Source organism: Stenotrophomonas sp. YJH_SMC_14-1 (assembly GCF_059372275.1).
In genome coordinates this window covers 141,027-154,206 of record NZ_JCAFVK010000005.1, presented here as the reverse complement: position 1 = coordinate 154,206, position 13,180 = coordinate 141,027, and the positions used below count along the sequence as shown (strand labels likewise).

At 67.2% G+C, this 13,180-nt stretch carries 13 protein-coding genes; 11 read left to right on the top strand and 2 right to left on the bottom strand.

From position 1 onward, the window contains the following. Window positions 1-116: 116 nt before the first annotated feature. The 3 genes from AC5P9P_RS13835 to AC5P9P_RS13825 all read left to right on the top strand — a co-directional run bounded on the left by AC5P9P_RS13835 (window position 117) and on the right by AC5P9P_RS13825 (window position 2,908). Entirely contained in the window at window positions 117-1,013 is an 897-nt protein-coding gene (locus AC5P9P_RS13835; RefSeq protein WP_005411106.1) for a DMT family transporter, read from the top strand. Window positions 1,014-1,214: 201 nt separating this feature from the next. Then, a complete protein-coding gene (locus AC5P9P_RS13830) occupies window positions 1,215-2,222 on the top strand; it encodes a methionine ABC transporter ATP-binding protein (protein ID WP_005411105.1) in 1,008 nt (335 codons plus the stop codon). After that, window positions 2,219-2,908, top strand: a complete 690-nt coding sequence (locus AC5P9P_RS13825; protein WP_005411104.1) for a methionine ABC transporter permease — start codon at window positions 2,219-2,221, stop codon at window positions 2,906-2,908. The genes AC5P9P_RS13830 and AC5P9P_RS13825 overlap by 4 nt, the downstream gene beginning before the upstream one ends. Window positions 2,909-2,978: 70 nt before the next feature. Here the strand turns inward: AC5P9P_RS13825 and AC5P9P_RS13820 are convergent, their stop codons facing one another. Beyond that, complete coding sequence (locus tag AC5P9P_RS13820) at window positions 2,979-3,599, bottom strand: lipocalin family protein (protein WP_049404082.1); 621 nt, start codon at window positions 3,597-3,599, stop codon at window positions 2,979-2,981. A 128-nt stretch (window positions 3,600-3,727) separates the two neighbouring features. Between AC5P9P_RS13820 and AC5P9P_RS13815 the strand changes: the two genes are divergently transcribed. Both AC5P9P_RS13815 and AC5P9P_RS13810 read left to right on the top strand, forming a co-directional pair. Then, on the top strand, window positions 3,728-4,051 hold the full coding sequence (locus AC5P9P_RS13815) for a hypothetical protein (RefSeq protein WP_049404081.1): 324 nt from the start codon (window positions 3,728-3,730) through the stop codon (window positions 4,049-4,051). Window positions 4,052-4,120: 69 nt separating this feature from the next. Then, window positions 4,121-6,217, top strand: coding sequence for a prolyl oligopeptidase family serine peptidase (locus AC5P9P_RS13810; protein WP_049404079.1), 2,097 nt, complete (start codon window positions 4,121-4,123; stop codon window positions 6,215-6,217). A 129-nt stretch (window positions 6,218-6,346) separates the two neighbouring features. Here the strand turns inward: AC5P9P_RS13810 and AC5P9P_RS13805 are convergent, their stop codons facing one another. Continuing rightward, entirely contained in the window at window positions 6,347-7,540 is a 1,194-nt protein-coding gene (locus AC5P9P_RS13805; RefSeq protein ID WP_495232867.1) for a pyridoxal phosphate-dependent aminotransferase, read from the bottom strand. Between the two features lie 220 nt (window positions 7,541-7,760). Here AC5P9P_RS13805 and AC5P9P_RS13800 point away from each other — a divergent pair, with 220 nt between their 5' ends. The 6 genes from AC5P9P_RS13800 to xerC all read left to right on the top strand — a co-directional run bounded on the left by AC5P9P_RS13800 (window position 7,761) and on the right by xerC (window position 13,132). Beyond that, entirely contained in the window at window positions 7,761-9,872 is a 2,112-nt protein-coding gene (locus AC5P9P_RS13800; protein ID WP_076739049.1) for a S9 family peptidase, read from the top strand. Between the two features lie 54 nt (window positions 9,873-9,926). Next, on the top strand, window positions 9,927-10,352 hold the full coding sequence (locus AC5P9P_RS13795) for a YbaN family protein (protein ID WP_033834523.1): 426 nt from the start codon (window positions 9,927-9,929) through the stop codon (window positions 10,350-10,352). An 82-nt stretch (window positions 10,353-10,434) separates the two neighbouring features. Next, window positions 10,435-10,707 carry an LPS translocon maturation chaperone LptM gene (gene lptM, locus AC5P9P_RS13790; RefSeq protein WP_005411097.1) on the top strand — a complete coding sequence of 91 codons (273 nt, stop codon included), beginning with the start codon at window positions 10,435-10,437 and terminating at the stop codon, window positions 10,705-10,707. Beyond that, window positions 10,700-11,551 carry a diaminopimelate epimerase gene (gene dapF / locus AC5P9P_RS13785; RefSeq protein ID WP_111193863.1) on the top strand — a complete coding sequence of 284 codons (852 nt, stop codon included), beginning with the start codon at window positions 10,700-10,702 and terminating at the stop codon, window positions 11,549-11,551. The genes lptM and dapF overlap by 8 nt, the downstream gene beginning before the upstream one ends. Further along, a complete protein-coding gene (locus AC5P9P_RS13780; protein ID WP_495232866.1) occupies window positions 11,548-12,222 on the top strand; it encodes a DUF484 family protein in 675 nt (224 codons plus the stop codon). The genes dapF and AC5P9P_RS13780 overlap by 4 nt, the downstream gene beginning before the upstream one ends. A 13-nt stretch (window positions 12,223-12,235) precedes the next feature. Continuing rightward, on the top strand, window positions 12,236-13,132 hold the full coding sequence (gene xerC / locus AC5P9P_RS13775) for a tyrosine recombinase XerC (protein ID WP_005411094.1): 897 nt from the start codon (window positions 12,236-12,238) through the stop codon (window positions 13,130-13,132). Window positions 13,133-13,180 lie beyond the last annotated feature (48 nt).

The following is a 13,180-nucleotide window of genomic DNA, read 5'->3' as shown; positions in this document are numbered from 1 at the left end:
CCGCAGGTTTCAGTGGCGATCATTCTATCGTGCCGGCCCGCGTGCCCGCTTTCTGTGGAGCCCAGCCCATGCTCTGCGGCCGCCCTACAATCTGGTGCGGTCGGCGATAATGGGCCATGAACGTGCAACGCTCCCCTTCGCGTGCGGTGGCCTGGATGGTCGCTGCGGTCGCCTGTTTCTCGCTGATGGACGCTGGCATGAAGCAGCTGTCGGCCAGCTATCCCACCCTGGAAGTGACTTTCCTGCGTGGTGCGGCCTCGTTGCCGTTCGTGCTGGTGTGGGTGCTGGTCAGTGCCGGCCCACGTTCGCTGGTGCCGCGGCGCTGGGGCCTGCACCTGCTGCGCGGCGCGTTGGGCATGGCGATGATCGGCTGCTTCGTGTTCGCCCTGCGCGACCTGCCGCTGTCCACCGCCTACACCATCTACTTCGTTGCCCCGCTGCTGATCGCCGCGCTGTCGGTGCCGTTGCTGGGCGAGCGGGTCGGGCCGCGGCGCTGGGTCGCCATCGGCATTGGCCTGGTGGGCGTGCTGGTGGTGCTGCGGCCGGGCGTGGATGGCTTCATTTCGGTGCCCGGCCTGATGGTGCTGGCGGCGGCAACGGCCTATGCCGTGGCGGCGATCACGGTCAGCCTGCTGACCCGCACCGATACCTCGCAGTCGATGGTGGTCTGGTTCCTGGTGATCATGGCCATCGGCGCCGGCCTGCTCGCCATTCCCGGCTGGGTACCGCTGCAGCTGGCACACGCGCCTTTGATTGCCGGCATGGGCCTGGCCGGGGCGCTGGGCCAGATTGCCCTGACCAAGGCCTTCCAGCTGGGCGAGGCCTCGATGATCGCGCCGCTGGAGTACAGCGGCCTGGTCTGGGTGATCGGCTGGGATCTGGCCTTCTGGGGCCAGCTGCCGGACGGCTATACCTGGGTGGGCGCGGCGATCATCGTCGCCTCGGGGCTGTACCTGCTGCATCGCGAGCGGGTAAACCGGCAGGAACCGCCGAAGCCGCTGGATCATCCCTGAGCCCGGGGGTAGTGCCGGCCGCTGGCCGGCAACCCCTTGCGCCGGAGGGACCGCTGCAGGTGCCGGCCAGCGGCCGGCACTACCGGGGACAGTTTCTTAGAACCAAAAGGAATAACATTCTGGGCCATGGCGCGGGCGCGCGACCGCCTGCGCTGGTAGGCTGCACGCCCCCTTCCGTCACCCAGCCGGTGAGCCACGCCCGTGATCGAGTTCCAGCGCCTGCACAAATCCTATGCCGTTGCCGGCCGCGAAGTCAGCGCGCTGCAACCGTTGGACCTGACCATCGAGGCCGGTGAGGTGTTCGGCATCATCGGTCATTCCGGCGCCGGCAAGTCGACACTGATCCGCATGATCAACCGCCTGGAAGAGCCCAGTGGTGGCCGGCTGCTGATCGGCGGTGAGGATGTCACCGCGCTGGACGCGGACGGCCTGCGCGCGCTGCGCCGGCGCATCGGCATGATCTTCCAGCACTTCAACCTGCTGTCCTCGCGCACGGTGGCCGGCAATGTCGCCTTCCCGCTGGAACTGGCCGGCACGCCGAAGACGGAGATCGACGCGCGCGTGGCCGAGCTGCTGCAGACCGTGGGCCTCGAAGCGCATGCGCAGAAGTATCCGGCGCAGCTGTCCGGTGGCCAGAAACAGCGCGTCGGCATCGCCCGCGCGCTGGCGACCCGTCCGCAGATCCTGCTGTGCGACGAGGCCACCAGTGCGCTCGATCCGCAGACCACCGCTTCGGTGCTGTCGCTGCTGTCGAAGATCAATCGCGAGCTGGGCCTGACCATCGTGCTGATCACCCATGAGATGGACGTGATCCGCCGTGTCTGCGACCGCGTTGCGGTGCTCGATGCCGGCCAGATGGTCGAAACCGGTCCGGTCACCCGGGTGTTCCTGCACCCGCAGCACCCGACCACGCGCCGTTTCGTCAGCGAATCGGAGCATGTGGACGAGGGCACGCTGCACCGCGATTTCGATGCCGTCGGTGGCCGTATCGTGCGCCTGACCTTCCTCGGTGGCGACACCTACGAACCCCTGCTCGGCCGCGTCGCGCGCGAGACCGGGGTCGACTACAACATCCTGTCCGGTCGCATCGACCGGATCAAGGACACCCCGTATGGCCAGCTGGTGGTCGCCCTGGTGGGCGGCGACCAGTCCGCCGCGCAGGCCGCATTCGTGGCCGCCGGCGTGCATGTTGAGGAGCTGCGTCGATGATCATCGCTACTGCCGGCGGATTCTTCCGCCACCTGGACGCGGGCAAGTGGGCCGACATCGGCCAGGCCACCATCGACACCCTGCTGATGCTGCTCGGTTCGCTGCCGCTGACCCTGGCCATCGGCCTGCCCCTGGGCGTGCTGCTGTACCTGTTCGGTGCACCGCAGATGAAGCGCCGGCCATTTGCGTACGGCGTGCTGGCGCTGGTGGTGAACCTGCTGCGTTCAGTGCCCTTCATCATCCTGATGATCGTGCTGATCCCGGTCACCCTGTTCCTGATGGGGACGTCGCTGGGTGTACGCGGTGCGATCGTGCCGCTGGTCATCGGTGCCGCGCCGTTCTACGCGCGCCTGGTCGAGACCGCACTGCGCGAAGTGGACCGTGGCGTGATCGAAGCGACCCAGGCGATGGGAGCCACCACCTGGCAGCTGGTCACCCGCGTGCTGCTGCCGGAAGCGCGCCCGGGCCTGATCGCTGGCGCAACGGTCACCACCGTCGCGCTGATCGGCTTCACCGCGATGGGCGGTGCGATCGGCTCCGGTGGCCTTGGCGACCTGGCCTTCCGCGACGGCTACCAGCGCTCGCACACCGACGTGGCGCTGGTCACCGTGGTCCTGCTGCTGATCCTGGTGCAGCTGCTGCAGATGCTCGGCGACCGCCTGGTCGCGCATTACAGCCGCAGATAACAGAATGCCGGGCGGCGCCCGGCATCTTGTTCGGGTAGTGCCGGCCGCTGGCCGGCAATCCCACGTGCGGTCAACGCACGTTCGGTACTTCGTAACCCAGCTTCCCGACCTGCTCCGGGTGCTGCGGCACGCGCTTGAGCTTGTCGGTGTTCACCCCGTACTCGTCACGCAGGCGCTCGGCCAGCTCCTTGTACAGGGCTTTGTCCATGTCCGGCGTACGCGAGAAGATCCAGGCCATCTCGCGGCCCGGGTAACCGATCAGTGCCCACGAGTAATCCGGTGCCACTTCCAGCACCCGCGAATGGGTAGGCACGACGCGGTAGAACCAGGTGCGCCAGCCGTGGTTGCCGCTGTCCGGGTCGACGCTGGCGCGGGCACGCACTTCCTGCAGCGGTTCGCCGAAGCCATCACGGTAGCGGTAGGTGATGCCGACCTTGTGCTCGTCGCGCAGTTCGTAGTCGTTGACGCTGGCCACATGGCCACGTTCGATGAAGTTCGGCACGCGGCCGATCACGTACCAGGTGCCCATGAAGCGCTTCAGGTCGATCGGCGCATCCGGGTCGGTCGGCGCATCCGGGTCGGTCGCGCGCGGGGTGCTGGCGCGGGGCGATGGCGGCTCACTGGCGGCCACGGCGGGGCCCGCCAGGGACAGGGCCAACAGCATGGCGCAGAGCGGGCGGATCGAAGTCATGCGGGAGCGGGCTCAGAAGGGCTTTGCCTGAGCATGGTCGACTGAGCGTGCGCGATCCGTCAATGGTGTCGCAACCTGTGAGAAGGGCCTTGCCCAAGCTGTGTTGCATTGTCCACCGGAGAAGCCCCATGAACGCACGTTCCGTCCGCCGCCCTGCAACTGAACGCGTCATCATTGAACGCGCCGATCCGCGCCTGCTGCGCAGCGTGCGGCAGGTGGCCCTGGCCGGCCTGGCGCTGGTACTGGTCTGGCCAGCCGCGCGCGGCAGCAACGCCTGGCTGGGCTGGCTGCCGATGTGGCTGGTGGGCATGCCGCTGGTGGCCTGGTGGGCGCTGCTGCGCTTCCCTGTGCCGCGCCTGTCGTGGCTGCGGCTGGCCCGTCGCACCGGTGGACAGGCACATCGTCGCACCGCCGGGACGCCCCGCCGTCGCCGCGCTACGGCCACGGCCTGACCTTCGACACGGGGGCGGCTGCAGCGATCCATGCTAGCGTTCCACGGCTTATGACTGCCTGGAGCTGCAATGTCTCGACTCGCTTCCGCCTGCCTGCTGGCTGGCATGATGACCGCTGCCTCGGTGGGGACCGCCGTGGCTGCTGAAGACACCGATCGCTACGCCTGGCTGGAGGACGTCACCGGCGACAAGCCGCTGTCCTGGGTCAAGGAACAGAACGCCAAGTCCGAGGCGCGCCTGGCGCAGACCCTGGCCTTCAAGCAGATGGAGACCAGCATCCGCGAGGTGCTCGACTCCGATGCCAAGATTCCCGCCGTGCAGAAGATCGGTGACTACTATTACAACTTCTGGAAGGACCAGCAGCACGAGCGTGGCCTGTGGCGCCGCACCACGCTGGCCGAGTACCGCAAGGCCTCGCCGCAGTGGGAGACCGTGCTTGACCTCGATGCCCTGAACAAGGCCGAGGGCGAGAACTGGGTCTGGCACGGCGCCGACTGCCTGCGCCCGGATTACAGCCGCTGCCTGATCGCGCTGTCGCGCGGTGGTGCCGACGCCGACGTGACCCGCGAGTTCGACCTGGCCAACAAGACCTGGATCAAGGACGGCTTCTTCCGTCCGGAGTCGAAGGGCGGCCTGAACTGGATCGATCGCGACACCGTATTCGTCTACACCGACTTCGGTGCCGGCTCGATGACCACCTCCGGCTACCCGCGCGTGGCCAAGCTGTGGAAGCGTGGTACGCCGATGGCCTCCGCCAGCGTGGTGTATGAAGGCAAGCCGGAAGACATGTACATCGCGGCGATGCACGATGACACCCCGGGCTTCGAGCGCAACCTGGTCAGCCGTACGCTGGCGTTCTACAACAACGAGATCTACCTGCGTGGCGACGATGGCACGCTGACCAAGATCGATGCGCCGAACTCGGCTGAGAAGGGCCTGCACAAGCAGTGGCTGACCCTGGAGCTGCGTGATCCGTGGACCGTGGGTGGCAAGACCTATGCGTCCGGTTCGCTGCTGGCGACCAGGCTGGATGACTTCCTGGCCGGCAAGCGTGAGTTCGACGTGCTGTTCACCCCGACCGCGACCACCTCGCTGGCCAGCGCCACCTGGACCAAGAGCCACCTGGTGCTGAACGTGCTGGACGACGTCAAGAACCGCCTGTCGGTGCTGACCCCGGGCGCCAATGGCTGGCAGACCAGTCGCTTCGTCGGCGCGCCGGCCTTCGGCACGCTGGGCGTGGCTGCTGTCGACAGCAACGACAGCGACGCGGTGTGGCTGACCGCCACCGACTACCTGACCCCGACCACCCTGGCGCTGGCCGAGATCGGGCAGGCCCCGGAAACGCTGAAGACCATGCCGGCCTTCTTCGATGCCAAGGGCAAGGTGATCGAGCAGCACTTCGCCACCAGCAAGGACGGCACCCGCGTGCCGTACTTCGTGGTGCACGACAAGGCGATGAAGCTGGACGGTTCCAACCCGACCCTGCTGTACGGTTACGGTGGTTTCGAGATCTCGCTGACCCCGGGCTACTCCGGTGGCATGGGCCGCGCCTGGCTGGAAAAGGGCGGCGTGTACGTGGTTGCCAACATCCGTGGCGGCGGCGAATACGGCCCGCGCTGGCACCAGGCGGCGCTGAAGCAGAACCGCCACAAGGCCTATGAAGACATGGCCGCGGTGGCACGCGATCTGGTCAAGCGCAAGATCACCAGCGCCAGTCACCTGGGCGTGCAGGGCGGCAGCAACGGTGGCCTGCTGACCGGCAACATGCTGACCCAGTACCCGGAACTGTTCGGTGCGGTGGTGGTGCAGGTGCCGCTGCTGGACATGAAGCGCTACAGCCATCTGCTGGCCGGCGCCTCGTGGATGGCCGAATACGGCAACCCGGATACCAGCGACTGGGCGTTCATCAAGACCTTCTCGCCGTACCACCTGTTCGACGCGAAGAAGAAGTACCCGCCGGTGCTGTTCACCACCTCCACCCGAGATGACCGCGTGCACCCGGGCCACGCCCGCAAGATGGCGGCGAAGATGATCGACGCCGGCAAGGACGTGACCTACTACGAGAACATCGAAGGTGGCCACGGCGGTGCAGCCAACAACGCGCAGGCCGCACACATGTCGGCGCTGGCCTACAGCTTCCTGTGGGAGCGGTTGGGCGGTAAGTAAGCAGATAGGCAGAACGGAAAACGCCGCCCCCCGGGGCGGCGTTTTTCTTTATCCGGTAGTGCCGGCCGCTGGCCGGCAACCGCATCATTCACGCATTCCCGGGTTGCCGGCCAGCGGCCGGCACTACCGTCAACGTGATCCCTGCCAACGCTGCAACCCACGCGCGATCCGTGCCACCGCCTCCTGCAACCGCGGCACTTCCTGGGTATAGGCCAGGCGCACGTGCTGGTTGGCGCGATGGAAGCCGAAATCCAGCCCGGGCGTGAATGCCACGTGCTCGGTTTCCAGGAAATGGGCGCAGAACGCCTGTGCGTCATCGGTGAATGCGCTGACATCGGCGTACAGGTAGAACGCACCCTGCGGCTCGACTTCGATGCGGAAGCCCAGCTCGCGCAGCGCGGGCAGCAGGAAGTCGCGGCGCTGGCGGAACGCGTCGCGACGCTGTTCGAAGATCGACATCGCTTCGTCGCTGAAACACGCCAGTGCGGCATGCTGGGCGATGCTCGATGCGCTGATGTACAGGTTCTGCACGAGTTTCTCCAGGTCCGGCACGGCTGCTGGCGGTGCCACCAGCCAGCCCAGCCGCCAACCGGTCATGCCGAAGTATTTGGAAAAGCTGTTCAGCACGAATGCGCTGTCATCCACCTGCAGCACGCTGGGTGCGTCCAGGCCATAGGTGAGGCCGTGGTAGATCTCGTCCACCACCAGGTGACCACCGCGCGCGTGCAGGGTCTTCGACAGGGCGGCCAGTTCGTCGGCGGAGAGCACGGTGCCGGTCGGGTTGGCCGGTGAGGCAACCAGCGCGCCGACGCTGTCGGCATTCCAATGCTGTTCCACCAGCGACGGTGTGAGCTGGTAGGCAGTGTCCGGGCCGACCGGCACCAGCTGTGCGCCGCCTTCAACGAGGCGCAGGAAGTGGCGGTTGCACGGATAACCAGGGTCGGCCAGCAGCCAGTGGCGGCCGGGATCGACCAGCAGGCTGCTGGCCAGCAGCAGCGCACCGGAGCCGCCGGGGGTGACCAGGATGCGTTCGGGGTCGATGTCCAGCCCGTAGTGGCTGCGATAGAAGCCGCTGATCGCCTGGCGCAGGGCGGGCAGGCCACGTGCGGCGGTGTAGCGGGTATGGCCGGCGGCCAATGCGGCCTGGCCGGCACGCACGATCGGTTCGGCGGTGGTGAAGTCCGGTTCGCCGATTTCCAGGTGGATCACGTCGTGGCCGGCCTGTTCCAGCGCCTGCGCGCGGGCCAGCAGGGACATCACGTGGAACGGAGCGATTTCATGGCTGCGCCGGCTGTAGCCCGGCGTATGGGGCAGGGTACTCATGCAGCCCATGGTACGCCGCGCACCGGGGTCACGCGCTCTGGCAGTGCCGGCCGCTGGCCGGCAACCGACCCACCCGCAGGCCGTGAGGGTGCCGGCCAGCGGCCGGCACTACCGGCAGGCATGGCCACCATGACGTTCCGCAGGGTTGCCCACCGTCCTTCCGCAACCCAGACTCGGGCGCAAGGACGCCATTGCATTGCCCCTCAAGGAGCCCTATCTCATGAAATCCACCCTCTGCCTGTTGCTTGCCAGCCTGATGACCACCACTGCCACCGCCGCCACTCCGCCCGTTCCGCCGGATGCCGCCAAGCATCCGCATGTGGTCAAGGCGCCGTTCGGCGCGACCCGCAACGATGACTATTACTGGCTGCGCGACGACAAGCGCGGGAACAAGGACATGCTGGCCTACCTGCAGGCCGAGAATGCCTATGCCGACCAGCTGCTGGCGCCGCTGAAGCCGCTGGAAGACACCCTTTACAAGGAGATCGTCGGCCGCATCAAGCAGGACGATTCCAGCGTGCCGGCGCGCGAGCGTGGCTACTGGTACTACAGCCGATTCGAGACCGGCCAGGACTACCCGATCCACGCACGCCGCAAGGGCAGCATGGAGGCCGCCGAGGAAATCCTGCTGGACGTCAACGCGATGGCTGCCGGCAAGGGCTATTTCAGCGTCGGCTCGATGGAAGTCAGCCAGGACAACCAGCTGCTGGCCTGGGCCGATGATGATGTCGGCCGCCGCCAGTACACCATCCGCTTCAAGGACCTGGCCACCGGCAAGGTGCTGCCCGATGTGATCACCGGCAGCTCGGGCGACCTGGTCTGGGCCGACGACAACCGCACCGTGCTGTACGTCGAGAACGATCCGGAAACGTTGCTGACCGTGCGCGTGAAGAAGCACGTGCTGGGCACCGCGGCCAGCGCCGACACCATCGTCTACGAAGAGAAGGACGACAGCTTCTACATGGGCATCGGCCGCACCCGCGACGATCGCTTCATCACCATCGGCGTGCACAGCACCGTGTCCTCGGAAGAGCGTTACGCGCCGGCCAGCGACCCGACCCACTTCACTGTGCTGGCGCCGCGCCAGCGCGATGTCGAGTACGACGCCGACCACTACGATGGCCGCTGGGTGATCCGCACCAACGACGGTGCGAAGAATTTCAAGCTGGTCACCGCACCGACCGATGCGACCTCGCGTGCGCAGTGGAAGGACTGGATCGCGCACGACGATGCGGTGTTCATCGAAGGCTTCGAACTGTTCGATGGCTACACCGCCATCGCCGAACGCTCCGAGGGCCTGGAACGCATCCGCCTGCTGTTCAAGGATGGTCGCAGCGACTACGTGAAGGCCGACGAGCCGGCGTACTCGATGGGCCTGGGCGACAACACCGAGGCCGATACGCCCTGGTTGCGCTACGTCTACACCTCGATGACCACCCCCACCACCGTGTTCGAACTGAACACCGCCACCGGTGAGCGCCGCCAGCTGAAGGTGCAGCCGGTGATCGGCTATGACGCGTCGAAGTACGAAACCGACCGCGTCTGGATCACCGCGCGCGATGGCGTGAAGGTGCCGGTGTCGCTGGTCTACCGCAAGGGCTACCAGAAGGATGGCAAGGGCGCGTTGTTCCAGTACGCCTATGGCAGCTACGGCATGTCGATGGACCCGTACTTCAACCAGACCGCGGTGAGCCTGCTCGACCGTGGCGTGGTGTATGCCATCGCCCACATCCGCGGTGGCCAGGAAATGGGCCGCGACTGGTACGAGAACGGCAAGCTGCTGCACAAGCAGAACACCTTCAACGACTTCATCGACGTCACCCGTGGCCTGGTGGCGCAGGGCTGGGCGGCGAAGGACCGCGTGGCGGCATCCGGAGGCAGTGCCGGTGGCCTGCTGATGGGCGCGGTGGCCAACCAGGCGCCGCAGGACTACCGCGTGATGGTGGCCCAGGTGCCGTTCGTCGACGTGGTGACTACCATGCTCGACCCGACCATTCCGTTGACCACCAACGAGTACGACGAGTGGGGCAACCCGGAGCAGAAGCAGTTCTACGACTACATGCTGTCCTACTCGCCCTACGACAACGTCAGCAAGCAGGCCTATCCGGCGCTGTTCGTGGGCACCGGCCTGTGGGATTCGCAGGTGCAGTACTGGGAACCGGCCAAGTGGGTGGCCAAGCTGCGTGACGACAACACCGGCCACTACCCGATCCTGTTCCGCACCAACATGGAAGCCGGCCACGGCGGCAAGTCGGGGCGCTTCCAGCGTTACCGCGAGCTGTCCGAGTCGTACGCATTCGTGCTGCAGCAGCTGGGCATCGCCCAGCCGTGATCGCGACAGGGTGCCGGGCACTGCCTGGCACCCTGAACCGGTATCCTTGCGGCCATGAGCGCGCCAGATCCTTCCGTCCCTCGCGGTGCCACCACGCCACCGCGCGTGGTGCGTTTCCGCTGGGCGTGGTGGCTGCTGGCCTATGTCAGCCTCGGCACCGGCATCGTCGGCATCTTCGTGCCGGGCCTGCCGACCACCGTATTCATCCTGATTTCGGCCTGGGCCGCCTCGCGTGGCTCCGAGCGCCTGCACAACTGGCTGCTGCAGCATCCACGCTTCGGCCCGGCCATCGCCAACTGGCAGGCACACGGGGCGGTCAGCCGCTACGGCAAGTGGATGGCCACGATCACCATGGCGGTATGCGCCGGCATCATGCTCTGGTGCGTGCCGATTGCCTGGGTGAAGTGGTTCTCGATCGGCAGCATGACCGTGGTGGCGATCTGGCTGTGGACCCGGCCACTGCCGCCCCCCGCGGATTGAGCACCTGCGGTAGTGCCGGCCGCTGGCCGGCAACCCGATCCCCTGCACCAACCGCTCAGCCGCCAATGGCTATACTCGGGGCATGAAGATCCCCCATCGAAACGCCATCCTGATTCCGCTGGCAGCGGCTTCGCTGCTGTTCCTCGCCGCCTGCGGCAACAAGGGCCCGCTGGTACTGCCGCAGAAGCCGGTGCCGGTGGAAGAAACCGTCGAACCTGTTGCCGAGCCCGCTACCGAAGCGACCCCGGCGCAGACCGAAGGCAGCGGCACTCCGGCCACGACCGTGGAGCCGGCTGCACCGACCACGCAACCGGCGCCTGCGCCTGCGAAGAAGGTGGGCGGCGGGAATGAGTGAGGCCGGTTCCAAGGCCCTGCGCTTCAGCAAGATGCATGGCGCGGGCAATGATTTCGTAGTGATCGACCTGCGTGACGGCACCGCGCCGCCCACGCCTGAACTGGCCGCGCAGCTGGCCGACCGCCACACCGGCGTCGGCTGCGATCAGATCCTGACCATCGAAGCGCCGCGTGCGGAAGGCTCGGTGGCGTCGTACCGCATCTGGAATGCCGACGGCTCCAATTCCGAACAGTGCGGCAATGGCGCGCGCTGCATCGCCGCCTGGCTGGTGCGCGAAGGCAGTGCGCAGGGCGACCGCTTCGTCATCGACAGCCCGCTGGCCAGCCATGAGGTGGAAGTGCTGGGCGATGGCCAGTTCGCGGTGACCATGGGCGTGCCGGCGTTCGAGCCGGCCAACGTGCCGCTGGTGGGTTTCGCCCACGCGCGCGAGGAATACCTGCTGCCGCTGCAGGGCGAAAGCGTGCGTTTCGCTGCGGTGTCGATGGGCAACCCGCATGCGGTGATCGAAGTGGGCCTGATCGATGCTGCACCGGTCGAGCGCGTCGGTGCGCTGCTGCAGCAGCATGCCTCGTTCCCGCGCTCGGTGAACGTGGGCTTCGCCCAGGTGATGGGCCCGGCGCATGCACGCCTGCGTGTGAATGAACGCGGCGTCGGCGAAACCCTGGCCTGCGGCAGTGGCGCCTGCGCCGCTGCGGTGACCCTGATGCAGCGCGGCCGCCTGCAGCGTGATGCACGCATCAGCCTGCCCGGCGGTGACCTGCGCATCCAATGGCCGGGCGATGGCCAGCCTGTGGTGATGGCCGGCCCGACTGCATTCGTCTTCGAAGGGGAGTGGATGGCATGACCGAAACCGTCGACAAGCTCGGGGCCCACGAAGTCGCTGCCTGGTTGCGGCGACATCCCGGCTTCCTCAAGCAGTTCCCGGACCTGGCCCTGACCCTGGTGGTGCCGCGTGACGACGGCCCGACCGCGTCGCTGGCCAGCTACCAGCTGGAAGTGCTGCGCGAGAAGAACCGCGAGCTCGCACGACGGTTGGCCGACCTGGGCGCGACTGCCCAGGTCAACGAACGCCTGGCGGTGCGCACGCACCAGCTGACCCTGGCGTTGATGAAGCAGGACAACGCCGCCGACACCCTGCGTGCGATGGCGGCCTCGCTGCAGGAAGATTTCGCCGGCGACCTGGTGCGATTGGTGGTGCACGCGCCGGTGGCCGGGCTGGAACAGGCCGACTGGTTGCAGGTGATCGCCGCCGATGATCCGCAGCTCGGCCCGTTCCGCGACTGCCTGAAGGACGGCGAGCCGATCTGCGGCCGCCTGCAGCCGGAAAAGAATGCCGTGCTGTATGGCGTGCGCAGCGAGGAAGTGCAGACCACCGCGCTGCTGCCGTTGCCGGGCGTGGGCCTGATTGCGGTGGGCAGCCACGATCCGAACCGTTTCTATCCGGGCATGGGCACGCTGTTCCTGCGCATGATGGGCGACGCCCTGGTCGCCGGCCTGAAGCGCTTCCCGGGCTGAGCAGGACACGACGATGAGCGCGGTACAGGCCTTCCTGCAGCATCTGCAGGTAGAGCGGCGGATGTCGGCGCATACGCTCGATGCCTACCGCCGTGACCTGGACGCGCTGTCGGTCTGGGCCGAGCCGCGCGGTGTTGCGGTGGAGGCACTCGATGCCGACGCGCTGCGCCAGTTCGTCGCCGATGAGCACCGCCGTGGCCTGTCGGCCAAGAGCCTGCAGCGCCGCTTGTCCGCCTGCCGCAGCTTCTATGCCTGGCTGCTCAAGCACGGCCGCATCGAGGTCAGTCCTGCAGCAACGCTGAAGGCGCCGCGCGCGCCGCGCCGGTTGCCACAGGTCCTCGACGCCGATGAGGCCGTGCAGCTGGTCGAGCTGGAGCCGGAAGGTGAACTCGGCCGCCGTGACCGCGCGCTGCTGGAACTTTTTTATTCTTCCGGCCTGCGCCTGAGCGAAGTCTGCGCGCTGACCTGGCGCGATCTGGATTTCGACAGCGGGCTGGTCAACGTGCTGGGCAAGGGCAATCGGCAGCGCCGCGTGCCGTTCGGCCGGCCGGCGCGCGAAGCGCTGCAGGCGTGGCGCGCCGAAAGTGGCGGTGGTCCGGCCTCACCGGTATTTCCCGGCCGCAACGGACCGATCAGCCAACGCGCGGTGCAGATCCGCATCCGCCAGCTGGCGCAGCGCCAGGGCCTGTTCAAGCACGTGCACCCGCACATGCTGCGGCACAGTTTCGCCAGCCATATCCTGGAATCATCCGGTGATCTGCGCGGCGTGCAGGAGCTGCTGGGCCATGCCGACATCGCCACTACCCAGATCTACACCCACCTGGATTTCCAGCACCTGGCCAAGGTCTACGACGCGGCGCATCCGCGCGCGAAGCGTCGAAGCAGCAGCGAGGGCAGCGGAGAAAGCTGAACGTTGCCCGTGCGGCAGCCGGTCGCGGGTGGCTTGAAGGGCGCAGGG